This is a genomic window from Kineosporia corallincola (assembly GCF_018499875.1).
GTDB classification, from domain to species: domain Bacteria; phylum Actinomycetota; class Actinomycetes; order Actinomycetales; family Kineosporiaceae; genus Kineosporia; species Kineosporia corallincola.
The window spans coordinates 1-24,129 of record NZ_JAHBAY010000021.1; the positions used below are offsets into that span (position 1 = coordinate 1).

Genomic DNA, 24,129 nt, shown 5'->3' on the forward strand with positions numbered 1-24,129 from the left:
CGCTTGGACCATCCGATTTTCCCGAGCGAATCTTCGCGGCCCAACCCATCAGGGTTAGACCTCAGAAGAAGTTCGAGGGAAGTTGAGCTCGGGACCGGCCGCTTTCGCGTCCGTGCCTCCCTCGCTGCCAACACGTAGAACTTTACGGATGGCCCACCGGCAGGTCAAATCCATATGACATCCCTGCGGCCATCCGCGTGTCGACGCCCCCAAAAGGGTTACAGCGGCACAGCGTTCAGGCTTTGCGGAGCACCGGGACGCCGAGCGCGACCGGACGGGGGCCGGCCTGCGCACCCGTGGTCAGACCAGGACCGCAGGCATCCACCTGCCGCCGCTCCCAGGCGTCACCCGCCTGGCTGCGCCGGACGGAGTACGCGGCACCCGAGTCGTCGGCGACCAGGTGGTGAGGCGCCCCGTAGGAGACGCGCACCGAGGCGAAGTCGCCGGGCCGTGGGGACGGCGCACCCTCCGGCACGCTGAAGTGGACCAGCCGGTTGTCGGGAGCACGGCCGGACAGGCGGGTCGTCTCGTCGTCCTTACGCCCCTGGTTCTCGGTGACCAGGAGCTCGAGCACCTGACCTTCCAGCTTGCGGTTCTCCTGCCAGGAGATCTCCTCCTGGAGCCGCAGCAGCCGCTCGTAGCGCTCCTGCACGACCTTCTTCGGGAGCTGGTCGGGCAGCGTGGCCGCGGGCGTGCCCGGGCGCTGGGAGTACTGGAAGGTGAAGGCCTGGGCGAACCGGGCCTGCTCGACCACGTCGAGGGTGCCCTGGAAGTCCTCCTCGGTCTCCCCCGGGAAGCCGACGATGATGTCCGTCGAGATCGCCGCGTGCGGGATCTGCTCCCGCACCCGCTCCAGGATGCCCAGGAACTTCTTGGACCGGTACGACCGGCGCATCTCCTTGAGCACCCGGTCCGACCCGGACTGGAGCGGCATGTGCAGCTGCGGCATCACGTTGGGCGTGGCGGCCATCGCGTCGATCACGTCGTCGGTGAACGCGGCCGGGTGCGGGCTGGTGAAGCGCACCCGCTCCAGGCCCTCGATCGAGCCGCAGGCCCGCAGCAGCGAGGCGAACGCGCCGCGGTCGCCGAACTCGACGCCGTAGGTGTTGACGTTCTGGCCGAGCAGGGTCACCTCGACCACTCCCTCGGCGACCAGCGCCTCGACCTCGGCGAGGATCTCGCCCGGACGCCGGTCGCGCTCCTTGCCGCGCAGCGAGGGGACGATGCAGAACGTGCAGGTGTTGTTGCAGCCCACGCTGATCGACACCCAGGCCGCCGCGGCGGACTCGCGCCGGGTGGGCAGGGTGGACGGGAAGACCTCGAGCGACTCCAGGATCTCGACCTGGGCGGACTCGTTGTGGCGGGCCCGCTCGAGCAGGACCGGCAGCGACCCGATGTTGTGGGTGCCGAACACGACATCGACCCAGGGGGCCTTCTTGACGATCGTGTCGCGGTCTTTCTGGGCCAGGCAGCCACCGACCGCGATCTGCATGCCGGGCTTGCCGGCCTTCACCGGGGCGAGCTGCCCGAGGTTGCCGTAGAGCTTGTTGTCGGCGTTCTCGCGGACCGCGCAGGTGTTGAAGACGACCAGGTCGGCGCCCTCTCCCCCGGGGTCGGCGGGCACGTAGCCCGCGGCGTCGAGAAGGCCCGACAGGCGCTCCGAGTCATGCACATTCATCTGGCAGCCGAAGGTGCGCACCTCGTAGGTGCGGTGACCAGGCGCGTCATCCGTCGTCGTCATAGCAGGTCAACTCTACGACGCCGGACACACCGGACGGCGCCACCGGTCACCCGGACATCCGGTCCGGACGGGGAGAAAGTGCATCTTCACGCGGGCAAGTGTTTCGGGATGGTTGCAAGTTGGGATAGCGACGCGAAGTTCAGGCATGGTGGACGGATGCGTCACACCAGGGCACTCGTACTCGCGGTGCTCCTGGTGCTGCCCCTGACCTGCTCGGCCGGCAGCTCCGGGGAGATGAGCGGGGAGTCCGCCTCCGGCCGGATCGTGATCACCGCCGGAACCACCGCAGGCGTGTACTACGCCTGGGCGCTGGCCCTGAAGGAGCAGCTGGAGGCCACCTCGTCGCTGGAGGTCGAGGTGCTGCCCTCGTCGGGGAGCATCGAGAACCTGGCCCGGCTGACGGCGGGCACGGCCGACCTGGCGGTGAGCGCGGGCGACGCCGCGGAGACCCGTAACGGGCGGGGCTCGGCGGACGACGAGAGCAGCGACGTGCCGTTGCGGGCGATCGCCCGGATCTACGACGACTATTACCACGTGATCGTGCCGGCCGGCTCGACGCTCCACTCGCTGTCCGATCTGGCCGGGCACCGGGTGGCGATCGGCGATCCCGGGTCGGGCACCGCGCTGATCGCGCGGCGCCTGCTGTCGCTGGCCGGAATCACCGTGCAGGAGAAGGAACTCGGCATCGTCGACGGCCTGGACGCGCTGAAGGCCGGCACGGTGGACGCGGTGTTCTGGTCGGGGGGCGTGCCCACCACCGCGGTACAGGCCACCTCCGAGCAGATCCCGCTGCGCCTGATCGGGCTCGGTGACCTGGCCCGCGAGATGCGCTTCACCTACGGCTCGGTGTACCGGCCCGCGGCGATCCCGGCCGGGCGCTACGGCGGCAACGAGCAGGTGGACACGATGGCGCTGGCCAACCTGCTGGTCACCCGGGCCGACGCGGACGACGAGATGGTGTCCACGGTGATCTCGACGATCTTCGACCGGCGCTCGGCCATCGCCAGGGACGTGCCCGCCGCGAACCAGACCGACCTGCGCTCGGCCATCCTCACCGGTGGTCTCGACCTGCACCCGGCGGCGGTGGCCTACTACCGCAAGGAGAAGCTCTGAGCCTCCGGCGGCAGCCACAACCGCACCCGTAGGCCGCGTTCCGCGCCGGGCATCACCTCGAGCGTGCCCTGGTGCCGCTCCATCAGCGTCTTCGCGATCGACATCCCCAGTCCGGTGCCCTCCTGGGCGGCACCGTCGGCACGCCAGAACCGGTCCGCCACGCGGTCCAGGTCGTCGGCCGGGACGCCGGGGCCCTCGTCGGTCACCGTCACCTCGACCCCGCCGCCCACCGGTGTGGCGTCGGCGACCGCCCCCGAGCCGGTGCCGGCCGCGGCGATCAGGGCCAGCACCGGGGACGAGCTGGGCCCGCCGATCGGCAGCACCGGGTTCTGTGGCGCGGCCTCGGTCAGGGCACGCACCTCGACGGTGACGGTGCTGCCCTCCGGCGAGTACTTGAGCGCGTTGTCGAGTACCGCGTCGAGCGCTCCGGCCAGAGCTCCGGCGTCGTGCCGGGCCAGTGCCTCGGCCGCGCCCCGGCGCACCAGGTGGATGTCCCGGCGGTCGGCCACCACCATCCAGAAGGCCAGACGCTCGTCCACCACGGCCGCCACGTCGAGGCTCACCGCCGGGGCCCCGGCGTTCTCCACCCGGGCCAGGGCCAGCATGCGGTCGAGCGTGCCGGCCAGGTGCCGGCCGTCGGCCAGAGCCTGCTCCATCGCCTCCCGCTGACGCACCGGTGAGACACCCGGCAATGCCGAGGCCATCGTCATCCCCTCCAGCCGCATCAGCAGGGCAGCGAGCGGGTTGCGCAGCTGGTGGCTGGCGTCGGCGACGAACGCGCGCTGGGCCTCCACGGCGTCCTGCACGTGTACCGCCATGTCGTTGAACGAGGCTTCCAGGCGGCGCAGTTCGGGCGGGCCGGAACCGGTGGGCACCCGGGCCGACAGGTCACCGGCAGAGATCTGGTGCGCGGCCTCGTCGAGGCGTTCCACCGGCCGCAGCAGCCAGCGGGCCAGCCGGTCGGCCAGCGCGATCGCCCCGATCATCGCGACCAGCTCGGCCGCCAGCAGGATCGACCAGCGCTGGAGCACCCGCCCGGCGGCGCGTTCCACCGGGGACACGCTGACGACGGCACCGACCACGTCGCCGTCGCGCACCACCGGCTGGGCGGCGATCAGCGGTTCCTCGTCCCAGGGCCGGATCTGGTCCCAGACCTCGGTGAGCCGGCCGGACAGCGCGGTGTCGAGGGCGGCGTCCTCGGCCGGGGTCAGGGTGGTGGGCGGGTCGCCGTGCCCGCTGAACCGGGGACGGCGCGCGGCGTCGTAGACGGTGACCGAGATGCCGTACAGCTCCTCGTAGCGGCCCAGGTCCCGTTCCAGGGCCTGGCCCTCCACGTCGGCGGCGTCCGGGTCGAACGGCACCTGGCTGACGAACAGCGACAGGTCGGCCATCCGGTCGGTGTGCAGGGTGCGGGCCTCGTCGGCGGCGATCCCGGTGATCAGCGGTATGCCCAGGCTGACCAGGACCACGCCGATCAGGACGAGCAGGAGGGCGGAGAGCCTGGTTCTCATCGCCCCGCCCACGGGTTCGTCCTGCGCAGGCGCGCCGGAAAGGGAAGGGGGATCACGTGGGGGCTCACGAAAAAAGGGTTCCGTTCAGGACCAGGTACTGCTCGCCGCACCGATCGCCAGACGGTACCCCACGCCGCGAACCGTCTCGATCAGTCCTGGTGACCCGGTCTTCGATCGCACCGCGGCCACGTGCACCTCCAGCGTGCGGCCCAGACCGTCCCAGGTGGACTGCCAGACCTCGCTGATGATCTGCTCCCGCCGGAACACCACGCCCGGGTGCCGGGCCAGCAGTGCGAGCAGGTCGAACTCCTTGCGGGTCAGGGCGATGGTGCGGCCGCCCTTCACCACCGTGCGGCTGCTGACGTCGATGACCACCTCGTCGGGAGACAGGGCCGCCGGTTCCTCGGCGGGAGGGGGCGTCTCGTCCGGCTCCGTCGTCGTCCTCGGTTCCTCGTCGGCCTGCTCGGCGACCGGGTCGCGCCGGTGGCGCCGGCTCACCGCGTGCAGCCGGGCCAGCAGTTCCCGCACGTCGTAGGGCTTGACCAGGTAGTCGTCCGCCCCCAGGTTCAGGCCGTGCACGCGCGCGGTGAGGTCGGAGCGCGCGGTGGCCATCAGGATCGGGACGTCGTGCTGACGGCGGATGCGGCTGCACACCTCGAAGCCGTCTCGGTCGGGAAGACCCAGGTCGAGGACGACCGCCTCGGTCTGGGGAGTGAGCCGGGCCAGGGCCGCACGGGCGGTGGTCACGTGCTCGACCTCCATACCGTGCACACGCAACACGTCGGACAGCGCGGCACCGAGCCGCGCGTCATCTTCCACCAGCAGCACACGCATTCCTCTACCTTCGCCGGTGAACGTGTTTCGGGGAAGTGAAGTAACCCTCATGTGACCTCAGAAGATCCTCAACTCGTCTTCTCCGGGGGTGCACCTTTTCCATACCTTCCAGACACGTGATGCAGAAGGAGGACTCAGCGATGACGGCGGAAAACGTTGCTTCCGGCGACGATTCAGTGACATCAAAAAATGCCACTGAGACCGGCGACCGGGCGGTGCTGGTCGAGCTGACCGGCGTCAACAAGCATTTCGGCTCCCTGCACGTACTGCGTGACATCAACCTCACGGTGAGCACCGGAGAGGTGGTAGTGGTGATCGGCCCGTCCGGATCGGGCAAGTCAACCCTCTGCCGAACGATTAACCGGCTTGAAACAATTGATTCCGGGACGATCCACCTCGACGGCAATCCCCTGCCGGCCGAGGGCAAGGCCCTGGCCGGCCTCAGGTCCGAGGTCGGGATGGTGTTCCAGTCCTTCAACCTCTTCGCCCACAAGACGGTGCTCGAGAACGTCACCCTCGGCCCGGTCAAGGTGCGCAAGAGCAAGCGGGCGGACGCCGAGAAAGAAGCACTGGCACTGCTGGAGCGGGTCGGCGTCGCCTCGCAGAAGGACAAGTACCCGGCGCAGCTGTCCGGCGGTCAGCAGCAGCGCGTCGCGATCGCGCGGGCCCTGGCCATGAAGCCGAAGGTGATGCTGTTCGACGAGCCCACCTCCGCGCTCGACCCGGAGATGATCAACGAGGTCCTCGACGTGATGACTTCCCTTGCCCGGGAAGGCATGACGATGGTCGTGGTGACCCACGAGATGGGCTTCGCCCGCCGCGCCGCGGACCGGGTGGTGTTCATGGCCGACGGCCAGGTGGTCGAGCAGGCCGCCCCGAACGACTTCTTCACCAACCCGAGCAGCGAGCGGGCTCGCGACTTCCTCTCCAAAATCCTTACCCACTGAGGTTTCCCACTCACAAGAGATTGGCGCACACGATGAAGACCAGCAGCATGCGCACCGCCCGGATCGCGGCAGTCGTCGCGGCGGGCGTCCTGGCCCTCACCGCCTGCGGCGGGGGCAGCGACTCGGACGACGGCGACACCGGCGCGGCGGCCGTCAACAGCGACGCCACGTTCGAGGCCGGCACCACCATGGAGACTCTCCAGAAGGCCGGAAAGATCACCATCGGCACCAAGTTCGACCAGCCGGGCTTCGGTGAGGAGAACCTGAGCGGCATTCCCGAGGGATTCGATGTCGAAATCGGCAAAATCTTGGCTGCGGGCATGGGAATTTCAGCCGACAACATCAAGTGGGTCGAAACGCCTTCTGCCGTACGCGAAAATGTGATTGAAGATGGCGATGTCGACCTGGTCGCCGCGACCTACACGATCAACGATGAGCGCAAGGAACGCATCTCCTTTGCCGGACCGTACTACGTCGCCGGCCAGCAGATCATGGTGCGCAACGATGACAGCACGATCACCGGGCCGGACAGCTTCAAAGAGAACGCCGACCTGAAGGTCTGCTCGGTGGCGGGCTCCACCCCTGCCGACAACATCGGCGAGTATCTTGCAAACAAAAGCCAGCTGGTAACCTTCGATCTTTACAGCAAATGTGCAGATGCTCTGCGTACCAAGCAGGTGGACGCAGTGACGACTGACAATGTCATTCTTCTCGGCCTGGTCGGCGACTCTGACGGCGCGTTCAAGATGGTCGGCGACACCTTCACTGAGGAGCCCTACGGCATCGGACTCAAGAAGGGCGACACCGCTTTCTGCGAGTACATCGTGGACACATTGAAGAAGGCCTCGGAAGACGGCTCCTACGAGAAAGCCTGGACCGAGACCGCTGGCAAGGTCGAGGGCGCGCAGACCCCGACCCTCCCGACAGCTGACGCCTGCGCCTGACCGGTGAGTCCCGGCACCGGGGTCCTACCCCCCGGTGCTGGGTTCCGCGATGCCTCACACCGACTGGAGTCACTGGTCATGAACGTCATCACCGACAACCTCGACCTGTTCTTCCAGGGATTTGCGAAAACCCTTGGTATCTGCATAATTTGCATGATTGGATCGCTGATCCTTGGCACCCTGGTTGCCGCCTGTCGCATCTCACCGGTTGCTCCACTCCGGGGCGTCGGCAGCCTCTACGTGAACTTCGTGCGCAACTGTCCGCTGACGGTTGTGCTCTTCTTCATCGCCTTCGGTCTGCCGGAGATCGGGATTAACCAGTCCTACTATGTCTTCGGCTGCACAGCTTTGATCATCTACACTGCCGCGTTCGTTTGTGAAGCACTCCGCTCTGGCATCAACGCCATCCCCACGGGACAGGCTGAAGCAGCACGGGCAATCGGGCTGACGTTCGGACAAAATCTGCGAGAGGTAGTCCTGCCGCAGGCTTTCCGCACTGCTATTCCTCCCGTTGGCAGCGTAATTATCGCGATGTTCAAAAACTCAGCCATCCTGGGCGCCTTCGGCGTCGGCGGAGACCTGCTCGGCAATGCCATCTTGCTGACCAGTTCGCGTGGACAGGATCCGACAGCTGTTTACCTGGGGATCGGATTCTTCTTCTTGATGATCACCATCCCCGCTGGGCTGCTTCTGCAGTTCCTCGAGCGCAAGGCGGCGATCCTTCGATGAGTAATAATCACTTGTCAGTTCTCTACGACACACCAGGGCCACAGGCACGACGCAGGGCTACCATCGGTACAATCGCCGTCGGTATTCTGATATTCTGCGGCTTATTCGTGGTGTATCAGCGCCTCGTAAATCAGGGGCAGTTTGACGGAGAACGCTGGTCACCCCTCTTGAGCGCCGCAGATGAAAACTTCGAGGCCGTGTGGAATCTAATCGGCACGGGCCTCAAGAACACGCTGATTGCCGCATGCATTGCGATCATTCTTTCACTGCTCATCGGAACGGTAGTGGGCACGGCCCGGGTGATGGCCGGTCGCGCAGGCAGGGTGCCTTTGATCGGTATCATTGAACTGCTGCGCGGGCTTCCAGTCATCGTTCTGATTTACATGGCCTATCAGCTTCTACCTGATTTGGGGGTGGATTACGGACCGCTACCGGGAGACGATGCACTCTGGTGGCTGGTCACGGGCCTGGTTGCCTACAATTCTGTGATCTTCGCCGAGATCCTTCGCTCTGGCGTTGCCTCACTGCCACGCGGTCAGCGTGAAGCTGGCTTGGTTATCGGTTTGACACCGCTACAGACAATGCGGCTCATCCAACTTCCCCAGGCCTTCCGAACCATGCTGCCAGCAGTGATCAGCCAGATGGTGGTCGTCCTGAAGGACACATCACTTGCAGCCTTCATCGGTCAGTACCCCGAGCTTTTGAACCGAGGCCGGACCATCCAGCAGAATCTAGACAACCCTCTTCAAACTTACCTGCTGATTGGCCTCATTTTCATCTCGGTCAACTTCGCGCTGTCGCAGGCAGCAATGTATGTAGAGCGTCGCATTTCGAAGCGCTCTGCGAGCGTCGGACGAGCGCGCGCCGTGCAGCAATAGACCGTGTACTCGCGCCGGCGGACCTACAAGGGTCCGCCGGCGTCTCTTTTTGTCCCGCCTCTGCATTCAGGTCCCCAAAATCTCTCCGCTGCGCTCAAGCGCCACGATCACGAGCGGTCAGAAGCTGCAACTGAACTCGCTGATTTACCATCCCTCGCATCGCGTGTTCGGCGAGCAGCACCAGATGATTCATGACCAGCGTCCACCTCCGTGCGCTCCCGGCGTCCTCATACACCACGCCTGGTCGAAGTACATGCATTATGCGAAGTTTGTAATAGACACGTTAGTCATAATGAGGCAAACCTCATGATTCTCTTGAACCTCTTTGTTAACAGCTTGAATCGTCTTACAGTGGAACTTCTGCAACTTGGATTCGAGCACAAGGGGCCCTCATGAACGTTCGCAGAAAAACCATTATTGGCTTAAGCTCCCTCATCTTGGCCGCCATGCCGCTTGGAGTCGGGACATCCTCGGCTTCAGCAGCTCCAGCCCCGGTTGGAGACCTGGCACCGGATTGCGTTCCACAGGTTGACTTAAACAAATCCGAAACATATGGAATCATGGCGGTATTCGGAGCACAATGCGATCGAAAGATCAATGTCAATATAAAAGGTCGTGTTTTTATCGGCGGAAAACTAAAGAAAACAAGCAAGCTCAAGAAGTGTCGAAACATGAAACAGAATGCTTACTGTCAGTCCTACTTAACCGCTAGCAACCCGCGCGGGAAGAACAAGGTACGCGTCGAGGTGACGGTGGATTGGTGGCTCGCTGAGGAGTCGAGCAAATACAGCCACCGAGTGATGGCGTCAACCACACAGGTAATGTAATTTAATTTCAAGGCGCGAGGGATAGACACGTGAAACTTTCATTTAAGATGCACGCTCTTCGGCGAGCCACACTCCTAGTGACCTGCATTTCAATACTAGGTACCTGGTCCATTGCTTCAGGAAATTCTGCCAGCGCGGCATCCTCATATTGTTATGACGACATTGAGTGGGCCAAAGTAGGCAAATACATGCAAGTTCAGAACACTGCGCGCTGCAACTATAAGGATCAAAGAATCTTCAACGTGAGCTGGGTCACGTCCGTCGACAAGAAGTCTAAGAAGAGCGGCAGCATTACCAAGGAGCAGCGTTCCAAGAAAGCCAGCACGAATCTGGGAAAAATCAAGGTTCTAAAACGGTCTGGAAAGCATAACTACTGCGTAGATTGGATGCTTCAGACTGTGGTGACCAGCCTGCCGAATCTTCCGCGAAGCACGACCCAGGGCAAGTCCTGCTTCTATAAGTAGGCACATCGGGTCGGCGATAGCCCGAGCGGGTGTGAAACCGAGCCGAAGGCGCCGGTGCGCGGGACACTTGGTCCCACGCACCGGCGCCTTTTCACCTGAGGAGCAGCCATGACGCTCACCGCCGAAGAAGTCCGGACCTACGTCGGCCGAATGGTTTTCGACTCCGACCACGAGATGCTCGGACCGGTGGAGGGGATCTACTTCAACGACTCCACCGGGGTTCCGGAGTGGTTGTCGTTCTCCACCGATTTCCTTTCGTACCGGGACGCTTTCGTGCCGGCTGCGACCGTCGTGCCGTTCGGGGAGGGCATCTCGCTACCGCTGGACCGGGAGATCCTGCGGCACATGCCACGGATCAAGCCGCGCGAGGGTGCCCTGTCGAGCGCCCAGGTGGCCCGGCTGCACGAATACTTCGGCACGTTCTCCGGCGAGCACTTCAGCTCGGCCCACGAGGGCGCGCCGATCAAGGCCGTCGCACCGCTGATCCCGGCCCAGCGCTCGGGTTTCCGGGGCCGCTCGTTCGAGGTGGCCTTCGGTACCGGCGCCCCGGTGCCGGGTGAGCCGCACGATGTCACGCTTCAGGGCACCGGTAACCACGCTCCCTGAAAAGCTTTTCACACCAATGGACGACGAAGAGCCTTCTTGTCCGGTTTGCCGCCGGGTGTGAGCGGCAGCTCGTCGATCACCGTGAACCCCCGGGGCACCCAGGCCTCCCCCAGTCGTTCCGTCACGGCGCGGCGCAGCCCCGGTTCCAGGAGTTCCGTCGGCGTGTCGTCACGCAGGATCAGGAAGGCCTCGATCGCCTCGCCAGTGGTCTCGTCGGGCACGCCCACCACGTAGGCCGAGTCGACGGACGGGTGCGTGGCCAGCACCCGCTCGATCGGCCCGGCGTAATACACGTTGGCGTTGACGATCACCACGTCGCGGGCCCGCCCCTCCAGGTGCAGGAAGCCCTCGGCGTCGAGGCCGCCGAGGTCGCGGGTGCGGATCCAGCCGTCCGGCGTGAACACCTCGGCCTGCTCGCGCTCGATGTCGCCCTGGTTGATGTAACCGACGGTCTGCTGCGGCGTTCGCACGTAGATCTCGCCGTCGTCACGGGTCTGCACCTGGTTGCGCGGAAGCGGCCGGCCGACCGAGGTCATGGCCGCTTCCGAGGCCAGGGCCTGGTCGGGCGACAGCATGCTGATCAGGCCGCACTCGGTCTGCCCGTAGCCCTGGAACACGATCGGCCCGAGCAGGTGCAGGGCCTCGGCGTAGCGGCGCGGGTCGAGCGGTGAGCCCGACACCATCAGCCCGCGCAGGCCGCTCACGTCGGCCCCCTCGTCCCGCACCGCGGCCAGCAGGGCCAGCAGCTTGGGCACGGTGATGATGCTGCCGGTCAGCCGGTGCCGGGCCACCAGCTCGGGGAACGGGGCGTCGCGCTCGGGGATCACCAGCCGGCCGCCGTGCAACAGGGTCATCAAGGCGTAGTCGAGCATGACGGCGCTGCTGAGCGTGCCGTGCAGCAGGTAGCGGTCCAGGCGGGAACCCAGGTCGGCGAGCACGTCGGAGTGGAACTCGGTGCGGGACGGCCAGTCCGCGTTCAGCGCGGCGTAGGTCTGCGCCGCACCCTTCGGGTTGCCGGTGCTGCCGCTGGTGTAGGTGATGCGGGCCTCGTCGGCGTCGCGGCCGCGAGGCTCCAGGTCGTGGTCCTCGTCGGCGTCCCGGTCGAGCGTCAGCCGGTCGACGTCCACCAGCACCAGGTCGGGCCGGGCCTTCAGCACCAGGTCGACGGGGGTGGCGGCGTCCACCAGCCCCCAGCCGATCCGCTCGTCCAGCAGGTAGGCCAGCTGGTCGGCGGTCAGCCCGGGCCGCACCCCACTCACCCGGGCGCCCACCACGTGGGCCGCCAGGTTCGCCGCGAACCCCTGCGCCGTCACCCCGACCATCAGCGCCACTCCCGAGCCCGGCCCGGCACCGGCCGTGCGCAGGGCCGCGGTGGCGCGGCACACCAGGCTCAGCATCCCGGCGCCCGTCACCTCCTGACCGGCGCGCTCCAGGACGACCTCCCCGGCGCGCACACGCAGATGCTCGAGAACCCTGCTCGGGAACTTGTCGCTCACAGCTCTCCCAGTTGGTAGCCCAGGTTGTGGACGGTGCGGACCGCGGTGCGGCCCAGCTTGCGGCGCAGGTAGTAGACGTAGGTGGCGACCAGTGAGGCGGACGAGGCGTCGCGGAACACCCGGCGCGCCAGCTCTTCCCGGGGGTGCACCGCGGCCGGGTGGTCGGCCAGGATCCGGATCAGCCGGAACTCCCTGTCGGACAACGGGATCCGCCCGCCCTCGGGCAGCACGGCGGTGCGGCTGCGCAGGTCGAGCTGCCCCTCGCCGATCCGCAGCACCTGCGCCAGTTCGACCGGGCGGCGGCACAGGGCCCGCAGTCGCGCGGTCAGCTCCCCGGTCTCGAACGGCCGGGCCAGGTAGTCGTCGGCGCCGGAGTCGAGGGCCTCGATCAGCTCGGGCACCGTGCGGTCGGGAGCGATCAGCAGCGCCCTCGTGGTGACGGCCCGGCCACGCAGCCGCCGGATCAGGCTCACCCCGTCGACCACCGGCAGCGTGCGGGAGATGACCATGACGTCGTAGGTACGGGTCAGGGCCAGGTGCAGGCCGGCCTGACCGTCCCGGGCCTGCTCCACGTCGTAGCCCTCACACCGCAGCACCCGGCTCAACGCTGAGGAGGGTTCGGCGTCGTCGTCGGCGAGCAGAAGTCGTGGCGCCCGGCGGCGTTCCCTGTTTGCCATCGTTGGAAAGTTGCATAGGGTACGTAAAGGACTCGATCGGGCAACGATAAATGCTTGAAAGTTAACTCACTTTCCTCACGCGGTGGCGGCCGGAGCCAGCTCGGGTTCCCGGGCCCGGGTGCGGCGGGCCTCCAGCCGGTCGATCAGGGTGAGCGCGGGCGTCGTCATCAAAGTGGTCACCAGCGCAACGAGCACCAGGGCGGTGAACATCCGCTCGCTCACGAGCCCTGCGCTCAGCCCCACGTTGAGGGCGATCAGCTGCATCAGGCCGCGGGCGTTCATCAGGGCCCCGATCCGGGCGGCCACCAGTGGCGGCTGCCCGGCGATCCGGGCGGCGGCCCAGCAGGCGCCGAACTTCCCGATCACGGCCGCGGCGATGCAGGCCAGGGCGAACAGCAGCACGGCCGGGTCACCGAGCAGGCCGAACTTGGTCTGGAGCCCCGAATAGGTGAAGAACAGCGGCAGGAACAGGCCGTTCGCCAGCGGGAGATCGCCGTCATCACCTGCTCGCTGTCCTCGTTCTGCGGCATCACCATGCCCACGCAGAAGGCGCCGAACACGGCGTACAGGCCGATCTCGTCGGTGTACCAGGCCACCGCGAAGAGCAGCAGGAGGACGGCGATGAGCCGGGTCTGCGGATCGAAGCGGGTCCGTTCCATCACTGTCGTGACCACCCGGCGCCCGGCCACCAGGACCAGCACCGCGAACACCACCGCGCCGCCGAGTGTGAGCAGCGCCGGGCCGAACTCGCCGGAGGCGGCGGCGAGCACGAAGGCCAGCAGGATCCAGGCGGTAGCGTCGTCGATCGCCCCGCCGGCCATGGCGAGCGACCCGTGCGGGGTGCCGGCGTGCCCGCGCTCGGTGACGATGCGGGCCAGCATCGGGAACGCCGTGATGGCCAGCGCCACCCCGACGAAGGCCGCGGACACCCCGGTGGACACCCCCTCGGCGAAGACCGGCACGTGGTCGCGTGAGACCACGGTCAGCAGCACCCCGAGCAGCAGCGGCGCGCTGACCCCGGCCAGCGAGATCAGCCCGGCCGTCCCGGCCACCCCGCGAGGGCGGTGCGCGCCGAACTCGTGGCCGGCCGTGAACATGAACAGCACCAGGCCGATCTGGCCCAGCACGTACAGCACCGGCCGCAGCTGATCGGGGAACAGCGCGTCCTGCACCTTTGGGAACAGCAACCCGAGCAGGCTGGGGCCGAGCAGCACGCCGGCCAGCATCTCGCTGACCACCGCCGGCTGCCCGGCCTTGCCGAGCAGCCAGGCCACGGCCCGGCAGACCAGCACGATCACCACGACGGCGATGAAGAACCGGGGGGCGAGCTCGGTCGGGGTCATCGCCCGACCACCTCCTTCGGGGCCGGGCCGTGCTCCGGATGTTCGTCGAAATACGTCGCGCAGAGCCGTTTCCGCCGTGCGTCCCAGACCATGTAGCTGCCGAGAACGAGCTGCGTCACGCTGGTCGTGACGTCGTCCACCCGGTCGCGGGCCCGCATCCGGGCCAGCGGCACCCGCAGGTCCGGCCGCGGCCGGTCACGCCGCACCAGCAGGCACGGCCCCCGGTTCGGCATCGAGCGGGTGTGCGAGGCCGAGCTGCGCAACGTGTAGCGGCGCAGCACCTCACGCGCCGCCGCCCGCATCATCACCGGTGCCATGCCGCGCGCCGGGCAGGCCCGGTTGGCGGTGACCCCGAACGGGATGAAGCTCGCGTCCTTGCGTTTCAGCGAGAGCCAGCGGTCCGGGCGGAACTCGTCGTCCGGGGCCGGGCCGGTGCGGTGGAAGGCCAGGTAGTTGAACAGCAGCACCGAGCCGGTGGGCAGGGTGCGGCCGGGCAGCTCGATCGGCGCGGTGGTGATCCGGTGGGCGATGCCGAACAGCGGGTTCACCCGCAGCGCCTCGTCGATCACCCGGTCCAGCAGCTCGTCGTCGTCCAGGTGCGCGGCCAGCTGGTCCTGCACGTCCGGATGCTGCGCGACCGCCATCAGCAGGTGCGCCATCGCCTCGGACATCTGCACCACGGCGGTGTTGAAGAACGCGCCCTGGAGGTACCAGGCGGTCTCCAGGGTGCTGAACTCGTCGTCCGGCAGGGTGACCAGCGACTCCCCTGCCTCCAGCCGCTCCACCAGGTAATCGGTCAGGGCGTCGCGCCGGTCCATGTGCCGCAGGCTGGTGCCCTTCAGCGCGGTGATCACGTCGTCGGCGTTGCCCACGATCAGGTCGCGTGCCCGCGGCGGGCAGGGCTCGCCGAAGACCAGCTCGTAGTAGGCCTCGGCCCAGATCGGCATCATCAGGTCGCGGATCCGGACCGGGCTCACGTCGTCCAACGGCAGTTCGTCCAGCACGGCGGCGGCGCGGTCGGCGGCGAGCCGCTCGGCGTCCTTCAGCGGCACGGCCAGGGCCTGGCGCGTCGTGCGGGCCACGGTGCGGTAGCGCGGTCCGGGTTCCAGGTGCTCCTGATGCATCTGCGGGCCGGGCGCTAGCCAGTACCAGAACAGGTCGGACAGGCCCGCCCCCAGACTGCGGCCGTCGGCGGCCGGGTCGGAGTAGAGCCGCTCGAAGTGCTCGGCACCGATCCCGGGGCCGGGCACCGGGATGCCCTCCTCACCGTTGATCAGGGTGAAAATGCCTTCGCGCAGCCGGATCACGGCCGGCGGCAGCCACCACGGCGAGCTCGCCGTCGCGGCGGCGGCCAGCAGGGCACGGCGGATCATGCGGTTCCTCCTGTCGGGGCCGAGAGATGGGGAGCCAGGACGTCCGGGCCCAGTTCTCCCGGCGATCGGGCGCCGCACAGGGCCATCGCCTCGTCGAGCTCGGTGCGCAGCAGTTCGAGCACCTCACGCACACCGTCCTGTCCGGCGGCGGCCAGGCCCCACAGCACCGGGCGGCCGATGCCGACGGCCGTGGCCCCGAGGGCGAGTGCCCGCACCACGTCGATCCCGCGGCGCACCCCGCCGTCCACGATCAGCGGAAAACCCTGGGGGACGACGGCGGCCACGCCGGGCAGGGCGTCGGCCGTGGCGATCGCGCCGTCCAGCTGCCGGCCTCCGTGGTTGGACACGAACAGGCCGTCCACACCGTGCTCGACGGCGAGCCGGGCGTCGTCGGGATGCAGCACTCCCTTGAGCAGGATCGGCAGGTCCGTGGTCTCCCGCAGCCGGGCGACCGCGTCCCAGGTCAGGCCGGCGTCCATCACGATGTCGCGCAGCACGCCCGCGTCGTCCACCAGGTTCTCGCAGCGCAGGCCACCGGGAAGATCGTGGAAACCGTTGCGGTGGTCCCGCTCCCGTCGCCCGAACACCGGGGAGTCGACCGTGACCACGAGCGCGCCGTAACCGGCCCGTCCGGCCCGGCGCACCAGATGACGGGTGAAGTCCTGGTCGGGCTGGAGGTACAGCTGGAGCCAGGGCCGCGTGGTGTGCGCGGCGACCTCCTCCAGCCTGGTCGTGGCGGCCATCGAGACCACCATCGTCACCCCGGCCGCCTCCGCCGCCCTGGCCGTGGCCGGCTCGCCCGCGGGATGGGCGAGGCGGTGGAAGGCGGTCGGCGAGAGCAGCACCGGCATCGAGTTCGGCCGGCCGAGGAGGCTGGTCGCGAGGCTCCGGGCGGACACGTCGCGCAGCACCCGCGGCCTCAGCCGGATCCGCTCGAACGCGGCCAGGTTGGCACGCGCCGTGCTCTCGTCGCCGGCCGCCCCGGCGAAGAAGTCGGCGTGCACCGGGTCCAGCACCGTCGCCGCCTCACGTTCGACATCGGCCAGGCTGAGGCGTTTTCCGGGCAGCACGTCAGTGGCCGGCACCGACCACCTCCAGCTGGTGGGCCAGGAACGCCGTCAGCGGCTCCTGGTGCACCGCGGGCCGGTTCCACTCGTTCTCCAGGTTCTCAGCCAGATGGTGCGTGGCCACCAGTTCCGGCGCGCCGCCGGTCTTGCGGTAGTGGCGGACGACGGGGTGCAGGTAGGCCGCGTCGTGGGCCTGCCCCGGCTCGTCCTGGGCGATGCGGGCGACGTCGATGTCGAAGGGGTCCACCTGGTCGTGGTCGGGGCCGTACTCCAGTGTGACCACGAAGGCGTGCTCCGGAACGCCCACGCCGCCCTCGCGGAAGTAGTCCACCGGAACCTCTTCCAGGTAGCGCGCCTGACCGCCGTCGACCGTCACCACGTCGGCCAGCACACCGAACTGCTGCCACAGTGCCGAGGTGCGGTTGACCCGGGCGATCACCGCGTCGGTGATCGCCACCGGCTCCGCGGCCAGCTCGGTGGACGGCCAGTCCTGGCCCTCGTAGCGCTGGTCGAGGATCCTGGACAGCGCCCGCACCGCGTACCGGAACCCGTGGATGAAGCCGCTCGTCGACTTCTTGAAATCGCGCATCTGGCTGAGGGTTCCGGCGATGTACAGGCCTGGCACATTCACCGACTCCCAGGCCGACGTCTGCGCCGGGAAGCGGTCGCGGATGACCAGGTCGGGCTTGCTGTCCTCGTCGAAGATGCTCGCGTCGAACCGGAATCCGGCGGCCAGGATCACCCGGTCGTAGGTCAGGTCCTTGTGCACCTCGTTCACGCGGGCGAAGCTGAACGTGACCGTGAAGGTGCCGTCGTCGTTCTTGCGGATCCGCTGCACGTCGCCGTCGAGGATCGCGTTCTGCGACTTCAGCTGGTAGGTGTCGAGGAAGTTGTTGTTGACGGCGCGCAGGTGACCGACGAAGTGTGTGCGCCAGGCCAGTTTCAGCGAGTTCGGGCCGGCGACGTGCAGCACCGAGGTGGTCTCGACCAGGTTGTCGGCGGTCTCGAAGGCCGAGTTCCCCTTGCCGATGATCAGCACGCGCTGGTCGATGAAGTCGTCCGGGTCCACACTCACTGTGTCGTAGTGCTCGACCGTCTCGATGCCCTCGATCTGCGGCACGTTCAGCTGCGAGACACCGGTGGCCACGATCAGCCGCTTCGCCCGCCAGGTCTGGTCCCCGGAGCGCACCTCGAACTCGTCGCCCTGCCGGGACACCCCGTCGACGCGGGTGTCGTAACGCACCTGGACGCCGGTCTGCTCGGCGAAGTGCTCGAGGTAGCCGACCAGGTCGTCGGCCGCCGGGAAGTAGCGCCGGGTGCGGGAGGTGAACCGCAGATCCGGGTCGGGCCGGTCGCTGAGCAGCGAGTTCCAGTCCATCCGCAGGTTGAACTCGGGGTCGTCCGAACCGGTGTGACGCTTGTTGATCGAGATCAGCTGCCGGTGCCGCGGGTAGGTACGGAAGAAGGTGCCCGGGCCGGGCCCGGCCTCCAGAACCAGGTAGTCGCGGCCGGTGTGCTGGAACCGGGCGGCCAGCTGGAGCCCGGCCGGTCCGGCTCCGATGATCAGGTAGTCGATCGCGGCAGTCATGGCGGTGAACGCTAGGTCGGGGATCTCAGAGAAAGTTCAGGACCTCCGACTCTCGACTGGTGCTCACGGTCAACGGCGCGAAACTGGTGCCCACGCACCAAGGGAGGAGCAGCAGTCATGAACCTGAAGCCTCAGGAGGCCCGCGACCTGGTAGGACGCCCGGTGCACGACTCCCACGGCGAGCGCCTGGGCGCCGTCAGCGGGGTGTACTTCAACGACGTCGGCCGGGACCTCGCATGGGTGTCCTTCGTCACGGACCCGGAATCCTCCGACGCGGAATCTGCCCGGAACGGGCAGGCTTTCGTGCCCGCCGGACAGTTGCAGACGCATCAGGACCGGCTCACCCTGCCCTTCGACCGGGGTGTGCTGGAGAACCAGCCGCACATCGAGCCGCACGACGGCAGCCTGTCGAACGCGCAGGTGGCGCGGTTGCACGAGTTCTTCCACACCTTCGACGGGCACAGCCGGATCACCGGCGCGAGCGAGGGCGAGCCGCCGACCGCCCGGGTGGTGGAATCCACGGAGAAATCACGGGTTCCGTTCACCGGGCGCGGTCATGAGGCGGCCTTCGGCACCGGTGCGGCCCTGCCGGGCGAACCGCACGACGTGACGCTTCAGGGCAACGGGAACTCGGCACCCTGAACCCGGGCGTGTGCTTCGCTGGTCTTCGCCGGTAGTTCAGTCGAAGTCGGGATGGCCGAACATGCCCTCGGCGTCCAGATCGGCCAGTTCCTCACGAATGGCCTGATAGGCGATGCCCGAGCCGTAGCCCTTGCGGGCGAGCATGCCGGCCAGGCGCCGCATGCGGCGTTCCGGGTCGTCCTTGGTCATGCTGGGCGCCTTCTTGCGTACCAGCTGGCGGGCCGCCGCGAGTTCGTCGTCGGAGCTGAGTGAGTCCACGGCCTCGCGGACGGTCTCGTCGGCCACACCCTTCTGACGCAGTTCGTAGGCGAGTGCCCGCTTGGCCAGACCCCGCCCGGTGTGCCGGTTCTCGACGTACTGCTGGGCGAAGGCGGAGTCGTCGACCAGATTGACCTCTTCGAACCGGTCGAGCACAGCCGCGGCGATGTCGTCGGGAATGCCCTTCTGCGCCAGCACCTTCGCCAGCTGGGAGCGGGTGCGGTCACCGGCGGAGAGCTGCCTCAGCAGGATCTCGCGGGCATCTTCCTCGTGCTCGGCGGGTGTGCGGGGATCTACCTCGGTCTCGGTCTCGTCCGTGGAGGACCTGTCGCCAGGGTCGTTCTCGCGGGCTCTGCGGCGCAGGCCGCGGGAGTTGCCCTCTGCGGGATCGCGGCGCTTGCGGCTCAGGCCCCGGGAGCTGCCGTCGCGGTCGCGGGAGCTGCGGCCCGTTGTCGTAGGGTCGGCGTCGGAGTGGTCGGGGTGACCGGTGCCGTCATGAGTGGTGGCACCGTCTGCGGTTCCCGCCCAGCGGCTTTCGTCACGGCCCACCCTGCGCAGACCTCGGGGCTGCTTCTCCCGGTTCTGGCGGTTCTCCCGGTTCTGGCGGTTCTCCCGGTTCTTGCGGTTCTGGCGGAGCGGCGTGCCCGGACCGGAACCTCGCCCTGGATCCCGCGCGGATCCCTCCCCCGCCCAGTCGGGGCTGCTCCACGCGGGCTGGACCAGATCCTCATCGGGGCTCTGTTTGGCGCCGGACCACGCACCGGGGCTCGGTTCTACTGCCGGATCGCGCGTCTCGGCATCATCCGCCCAGCGAGCGCCGACCGGCCCGGTCTCGCGGTCGCTCTTACGGCCGGCCGTGCGGTCAGCCTCGCGGTTACTCTCGCGGCCTGTCTCATGGCTGGTCTCACGACCGGTCTCGGCCGAACGGGCGGCCCGCCATTCAGCCTCTTTCTGCGCGATCATGTCGCGCAGGTCGTGCTGATTCAGTCGGGTGCCGTCCAGGCTGACGACCGTGTTGTTCGGGCCGGCGGCACTGTTCGGGCCGCCGGTGTTGTTCGCACCGTCAGGCCGGCCTGGATCCTTCTTGCTGCCCTTGGCACCCGCGCCCCGCTTGGGGGCGCGGCCGGAGAACAGGTCATGGACAGTCGCCAGTCCCGGGGTGCCCCCCTCCGGGACACCCCGGGACCGTCGCTGGTCATCGGTCATGCTTGCTTCACCTTCGAACGGGCCCCACCACAGGCCGTTTGAGCCCCGCTACAGACACCGGCCGGTACCGGAGGAGGTCGACCGGAACCCGTAGCGGGGCATCACAAGGATCAGAAAGCGACCGCGACCTCAGCGGGGGCGTCAGCCTTCGCGCCCACACCAAGCTTTTCCTTGATCTTCTTCTCCAGCTCGTTGGCCAGGTCGGGGTTGTCGCGCAGGAACCCGCGCGCGTTCTCTTTACCCTGGCCGAGCTGGTCGCCCTCGTACGTGTACCAGGCGCCGGACTTCCGGATGAACGAGTGCTCGACGCCCATGTCGATCAGGCCGCCCTCACGGGAGATGCCCTGACCGTAGATGATGTCGAACTCGGCCTGCTTGAACGGCGGGCTCATCTTGTTCTTGACGACCTTGACCCGGGTGCGGTTACCCACGGCGTCGGACCCGTCTTTCAGGGTCTCGATGCGGCGGACGTCGAGTCGGACCGAGGCGTAGAACTTCAGCGCCTTACCACCGGTGGTGGTCTCGGGGGACCCGAACATCACGCCGATCTTCTCGCGCAGCTGGTTGATGAAGATCGCGGTGGTGCCGGAGTTGTTCAGCGCACCGGTGATCTTGCGCAGCGCCTGCGACATCAGGCGGGCCTGGAGACCGACGTGGCTGTCACCCATCTCGCCCTCGATTTCCGCCTTCGGCACCAGGGCCGCGACAGAGTCGATGACGATGATGTCGAGCGCACCGGACCGCACCAGCATGTCGGCGATCTCGAGCGCCTGCTCACCGGTGTCGGGCTGGGAGACCAGCAGCGCGTCGACGTCGACCCCGAGCTTCTTCGCGTACTCCGGGTCGAGGGCGTGCTCGGCGTCGATGAAGGCGGCGATGCCACCGGCGCGCTGGGCGCTGGCCACGGCGTGCAGGGCCACGGTGGTCTTACCGGAGGACTCCGGACCGTAGACCTCGACGACCCGGCCTCGCGGCAGGCCTCCGATGCCGAGCGCGATGTCGAGAGCGATCGATCCGGTCGGGATGACCTCGATCGGGGGGCGGCTGTCGTCTCCGAGCCGCATGACCGAGCCCTTACCGAACTGCCGGTCGATCTGGGCCAGGGCGGCGTCAAGAGCCTTTTCACGGTCCGCGGGAGCGGGCATGAGTGTTCACCTCACAGTCGGCCGGCTTCGCGAGGTGTCGCGGTGCGCCGGAATCCTTCGCGTCGGTGGAGACGCTAGCCGCGACCACCGACAATCTTCGCCGAGTAACTTCGCCCTGTGGATAACCGGGCACTCGATGCACCGGTGGAAAACACGATCTCCCTCGACCCCGCGCCACCGGAACACCGGGACTCTATCCGAACAAGTGTTCGGACGGACAAGTGACACGCCCGGGTCACTCACCGCCACCACGACCCGCGGCGCCCGTCATCGGATCGACGCCGGATCGCCATCGGGCCGCAATCCAAGCGCCTCGACAGGCCCGGCAGCCGCCCCCGGAGAACCGCCCGACCCATGCTTCACCTGTGTCAACAGTTGTCGCATAGTTGCATTTTGCAACCCCTGCAAAAGCTCCCAGCGCGAATCCATGCACCTCATTTTGTCACTCTGCGCAATCACTGTTGAACACGCAATGTGATCACAGACTGCACCCAGGAAGGGTCGGAAAGTTACCCGTCTCTCACCCCGTAGTTCCCCGTTGACGCTGCATCATCACTGGCCACACGCGAGAACACAATTTTCGGAACAGGGTGTGACACGAAGCGGATTGGGGTGGAAATGGACGTTACTTAGAGGCACAATGCCGGACATGATCGATGCACTCCGCGAGACCGATGAGTTCGGGCGTTCCCCGCTCCACTACGCCGCTGCCGACGGCGATGCCGCTGAGGTCGCCCGGCTGCTGGCCGAGGGCGCCGACCCGAACCAGCCCGACGCCGTCCGCTTCACCCCGCTGCACTTCGCCGCTCAGGAGCAGCACCCCGAGGTGGTCGCCCTGCTGATCTCCGCGGGCGCCGACACCCGGGGCACCGACCGCTGGGGCAACACGCCGCTGTGGCGCGCCATCTTCACCGCGCACGGCCGCCGGGAGGCCGCCGACGCGCTCCTGGCCCGCGGCGCCGACCCGGACGCCGCCAACTCCGTCGGCATCAGCCCGCGCCGGCTGGCCGAGCGGATGGGCCTGACCGGTGTGCTCTCTCCGGTGACGGCCTCGATCCCGGTGCAGTTCGCCCGTCAGCGCGACTGACCTCGCGGCCTCAGGACAACAACAACCGCTCCAGCCTGCGCCCGGCCAGCAACAGCCCACCCACGCCGAGCAGCAGCAGGTACAGCACGTGCACGGCCACCGAGAGGTCCAGGGTGCCGAGCACGAGGGCACGCTCCAGCTCGACCCCGTGGTACAGCGGGGTGAGCTGCACGAGCAGCCCCAGCGCGTGCGGGTAGGTGGAGAGCGGGTAGAAGGTGGTGGAGAGCAGCGTGAGCGGCAGCACCACGAGATTCACCAGGTCGAAGTCCTGCCAGGAACGCATGAACGTGGTCGCGGCCATGCCCGCGCCGGCGAAGGCCAGGCCGACGAGCGTGGCCGCCGGTACGGCGAGCACCGCCCACCACGACCGCACGAACCCGGCCACCAGCAGGATGAGCAGAAAAGCCGTCGCGTAGCCGGCACCACGCAGCAGCGCCCAGGAGATCTCCCCGGCCGCCACCGCGCGCGGGCCCAGCGGCGTGGCCAGCATGCCGTCGTAGACGCGCGCGTACCTGAGTTTCCAGAACACGTTGAACGTCGAGTCCGCGATCGCGCCGTTCATGGCCGAGGCCGCGAGCAGCGCCGGGGCGATGAACTCCTGGTAGCCGAACGACTTTCCGCCGTAGTGCACCTCTCCCACCAGGGCGCCGATCCCGACGCCGAGGGAGAGCAGGTAGAACAGCGGCTCGAAGAAACCGGACAGCAGCACGACCAGTCCCCGCCGGGCGGTGCGCGCGTTCCGCTCGATCACCGCACCAGCCCCGCCGAACTCGCCGAGCAGGACCGCCGTGCGGTGGATCCAGTCCGCCGGGCGACCGGTGGCGGGTGCGTCGACGAGACCGCTCACGACAGCAACATCTTCCGGTAGGAGCGCAGGGCGAGCAGGTATCCACCCACACCCCACAGCAGCAGGTAGGTGAGGTGCCCCAGGGAGGTGAGCAGAGCTGCGTCCCCGGTTGAGAGATCGCGGCAGAGCTGGGTGCCGTGCCACAACGGCGTCAGCCGGGCCAGTGCCCCGACCGCCCAGGGGAACTGGCCGACCGGGAAGAACGTGCCCGCGAAGAGGAAGAGCGGGGTCATCACGAAACGGATGAGGACGGAGAAGTCCGTGTCGCTCTCCCGGGTGACGGCGAAGGCGATGAGCGGAGTGGCGTGGGCCAGCCCGGTGAGCACAGCGGCCGGGACCGCGAGCACCACCCCGGCCGAGGCGAAGGCCTTGAACACGGATCCGACCAGGACGAATGCGACGGCGCCCAGGCCCAGCCGGAGGGTGATGAACAACAGGTGCCCGGTGACGATGTCGGCGATCGTCAGCGGGGACCCGGCCTGCGCGTGGTAGTGCCCGTTCCACTTCCGGCTGGACAGGATCGGCCAGGTCGACTCGGCGAACGCCCCCTGCATCGCACCGGCTGCCAGGATGCCCGGTGCGACGAAGGTCAGGTAGGGGACGCCGCCGATCCGGCCCGGCCCGTCGCCGTCCACCAGTTGTGCGAGCCCGAAACCGAACGCCAGAAGGAAGACCAGGGGCATCGCGAAGGCGGTCGCCGCGCTGGAACGCCAGGTGCGCCGGTAGGCACGCAGCCAGTACTCCAGAGCGGCCAGCGCCCGCCCGGGATCGGCGAGCGGCGGCGCCTTGACGGTGGGTGTGCTCAT

General features: G+C 67.8%; 22 protein-coding genes and 1 pseudogene. 10 read left to right on the forward strand and 13 right to left on the reverse strand.

Going from position 1 to position 24,129, the window contains the following annotated elements; genetic code table 11:
- Positions 1-235: 235 nt before the first annotated feature.
- Positions 236-1,741 (reverse strand): tRNA (N6-isopentenyl adenosine(37)-C2)-methylthiotransferase MiaB, encoded by a 1,506-nt coding sequence (miaB, locus tag KIH74_RS33220; RefSeq protein ID WP_214160397.1) that lies wholly within the window; start codon positions 1,739-1,741, stop codon positions 236-238.
- 156 nt (positions 1,742-1,897) lie between these two features.
- Between miaB and KIH74_RS33225 the strand changes: the two genes are divergently transcribed.
- A complete protein-coding gene (locus KIH74_RS33225) occupies positions 1,898-2,854 on the forward strand; it encodes a TAXI family TRAP transporter solute-binding subunit (protein ID WP_214160398.1) in 957 nt (318 codons plus the stop codon).
- Here the strand turns inward: KIH74_RS33225 and KIH74_RS33230 are convergent.
- A complete protein-coding gene (locus KIH74_RS33230) occupies positions 2,833-4,365 on the reverse strand; it encodes a sensor histidine kinase (RefSeq protein ID WP_214160399.1) in 1,533 nt (510 codons plus the stop codon). The two genes, KIH74_RS33225 and KIH74_RS33230, sit on opposite strands and share 22 nt — an antisense overlap.
- 84 nt (positions 4,366-4,449) lie before the next feature.
- Positions 4,450-5,199 carry a response regulator transcription factor gene (locus KIH74_RS33235; protein ID WP_214160400.1) on the reverse strand — a complete coding sequence of 250 codons (750 nt, stop codon included), beginning with the start codon at positions 5,197-5,199 and terminating at the stop codon, positions 4,450-4,452.
- A gap of 218 nt (positions 5,200-5,417) precedes the next feature.
- Between KIH74_RS33235 and KIH74_RS33240 the strand changes: the two genes are divergently transcribed.
- The 7 genes from KIH74_RS33240 to KIH74_RS33270 all read left to right on the forward strand — a co-directional run bounded on the left by KIH74_RS33240 (position 5,418) and on the right by KIH74_RS33270 (position 10,594).
- Positions 5,418-6,146, forward strand: a complete 729-nt coding sequence (locus KIH74_RS33240) for an amino acid ABC transporter ATP-binding protein (RefSeq protein WP_214160484.1) — start codon at positions 5,418-5,420, stop codon at positions 6,144-6,146.
- 47 nt (positions 6,147-6,193) lie between these two features.
- Positions 6,194-7,090, forward strand: coding sequence for a glutamate ABC transporter substrate-binding protein (locus KIH74_RS33245; protein ID WP_372492167.1), 897 nt, complete (start codon positions 6,194-6,196; stop codon positions 7,088-7,090).
- Between the two features lie 78 nt (positions 7,091-7,168).
- Positions 7,169-7,819: an amino acid ABC transporter permease gene (locus KIH74_RS33250; RefSeq protein WP_214160402.1), complete on the forward strand. Its 651-nt coding sequence runs from the start codon at positions 7,169-7,171 to the stop codon at positions 7,817-7,819.
- A 107-nt stretch (positions 7,820-7,926) separates the two neighbouring features.
- On the forward strand, positions 7,927-8,697 hold the full coding sequence (locus KIH74_RS33255; RefSeq protein ID WP_214160403.1) for an amino acid ABC transporter permease: 771 nt from the start codon (positions 7,927-7,929) through the stop codon (positions 8,695-8,697).
- 392 nt (positions 8,698-9,089) lie between these two features.
- Positions 9,090-9,524, forward strand: a complete 435-nt coding sequence (locus tag KIH74_RS33260) for a hypothetical protein (protein WP_214160404.1) — start codon at positions 9,090-9,092, stop codon at positions 9,522-9,524.
- A gap of 242 nt (positions 9,525-9,766) precedes the next feature.
- A complete protein-coding gene (locus KIH74_RS33265; protein WP_214160405.1) occupies positions 9,767-9,988 on the forward strand; it encodes a hypothetical protein in 222 nt (73 codons plus the stop codon).
- Between the two features lie 108 nt (positions 9,989-10,096).
- Entirely contained in the window at positions 10,097-10,594 is a 498-nt protein-coding gene (locus tag KIH74_RS33270) for a hypothetical protein (RefSeq protein ID WP_214160406.1), read from the forward strand.
- A gap of 8 nt (positions 10,595-10,602) precedes the next feature.
- Here KIH74_RS33270 and KIH74_RS33275 read toward each other — a convergent pair whose 3' ends face one another.
- The 6 genes and pseudogenes from KIH74_RS33275 to KIH74_RS33305 all read right to left on the reverse strand — a co-directional run bounded on the left by KIH74_RS33275 (position 10,603) and on the right by KIH74_RS33305 (position 18,138).
- Positions 10,603-12,090, reverse strand: a complete 1,488-nt coding sequence (locus tag KIH74_RS33275) for a class I adenylate-forming enzyme family protein (RefSeq protein ID WP_214160407.1) — start codon at positions 12,088-12,090, stop codon at positions 10,603-10,605.
- Positions 12,087-12,767 (reverse strand): response regulator transcription factor, encoded by a 681-nt coding sequence (locus tag KIH74_RS33280; RefSeq protein ID WP_214160408.1) that lies wholly within the window; start codon positions 12,765-12,767, stop codon positions 12,087-12,089. Before KIH74_RS33280 ends, KIH74_RS33275 begins: the two co-directional genes overlap by 4 nt.
- A gap of 75 nt (positions 12,768-12,842) precedes the next feature.
- Positions 12,843-14,110, reverse strand: a pseudogene (locus KIH74_RS33290) (cation:proton antiporter).
- On the reverse strand, positions 14,107-15,483 hold the full coding sequence (locus KIH74_RS33295) for a cytochrome P450 (protein ID WP_214160411.1): 1,377 nt from the start codon (positions 15,481-15,483) through the stop codon (positions 14,107-14,109). The pseudogene KIH74_RS33290 and the gene KIH74_RS33295 overlap by 4 nt, the downstream one beginning before the upstream one ends.
- Positions 15,480-16,568: an alpha-hydroxy acid oxidase gene (locus tag KIH74_RS33300; RefSeq protein WP_214160412.1), complete on the reverse strand. Its 1,089-nt coding sequence runs from the start codon at positions 16,566-16,568 to the stop codon at positions 15,480-15,482. Before KIH74_RS33300 ends, KIH74_RS33295 begins: the two co-directional genes overlap by 4 nt.
- Positions 16,555-18,138, reverse strand: coding sequence for an NAD(P)-binding domain-containing protein (locus KIH74_RS33305; protein ID WP_214160413.1), 1,584 nt, complete (start codon positions 18,136-18,138; stop codon positions 16,555-16,557). Before KIH74_RS33305 ends, KIH74_RS33300 begins: the two co-directional genes overlap by 14 nt.
- 117 nt (positions 18,139-18,255) lie before the next feature.
- On the opposite strand from KIH74_RS33305, the gene KIH74_RS33310 reads away from it, so the two are divergent.
- The gene (locus KIH74_RS33310) at positions 18,256-18,780 is read left to right on the forward strand and encodes a PRC-barrel domain-containing protein (RefSeq protein WP_214160414.1); all 525 of its coding nucleotides are present in this window, start codon (positions 18,256-18,258) and stop codon (positions 18,778-18,780) included.
- Between the two features lie 36 nt (positions 18,781-18,816).
- Here the strand turns inward: KIH74_RS33310 and KIH74_RS33315 are convergent, their stop codons facing one another.
- The gene (locus tag KIH74_RS33315) at positions 18,817-20,244 is read right to left on the reverse strand and encodes a RecX family transcriptional regulator (RefSeq protein WP_246573679.1); all 1,428 of its coding nucleotides are present in this window, start codon (positions 20,242-20,244) and stop codon (positions 18,817-18,819) included.
- Positions 20,245-20,354: 110 nt separating this feature from the next.
- Positions 20,355-21,389: a recombinase RecA gene (gene recA, locus KIH74_RS33320; protein WP_214160415.1), complete on the reverse strand. Its 1,035-nt coding sequence runs from the start codon at positions 21,387-21,389 to the stop codon at positions 20,355-20,357.
- A 649-nt stretch (positions 21,390-22,038) separates the two neighbouring features.
- Here recA and KIH74_RS33325 point away from each other — a divergent pair.
- A complete protein-coding gene (locus KIH74_RS33325) occupies positions 22,039-22,476 on the forward strand; it encodes an ankyrin repeat domain-containing protein (protein ID WP_214160416.1) in 438 nt (145 codons plus the stop codon).
- Between the two features lie 10 nt (positions 22,477-22,486).
- Here KIH74_RS33325 and KIH74_RS33330 read toward each other — a convergent pair whose 3' ends face one another.
- Both KIH74_RS33330 and KIH74_RS33335 read right to left on the reverse strand, forming a co-directional pair.
- Positions 22,487-23,323: an ABC transporter permease gene (locus KIH74_RS33330; protein WP_214160417.1), complete on the reverse strand. Its 837-nt coding sequence runs from the start codon at positions 23,321-23,323 to the stop codon at positions 22,487-22,489.
- On the reverse strand, positions 23,320-24,129 hold the full coding sequence (locus KIH74_RS33335) for an ABC transporter permease (RefSeq protein WP_214160418.1): 810 nt from the start codon (positions 24,127-24,129) through the stop codon (positions 23,320-23,322). The genes KIH74_RS33330 and KIH74_RS33335 overlap by 4 nt, the downstream gene beginning before the upstream one ends.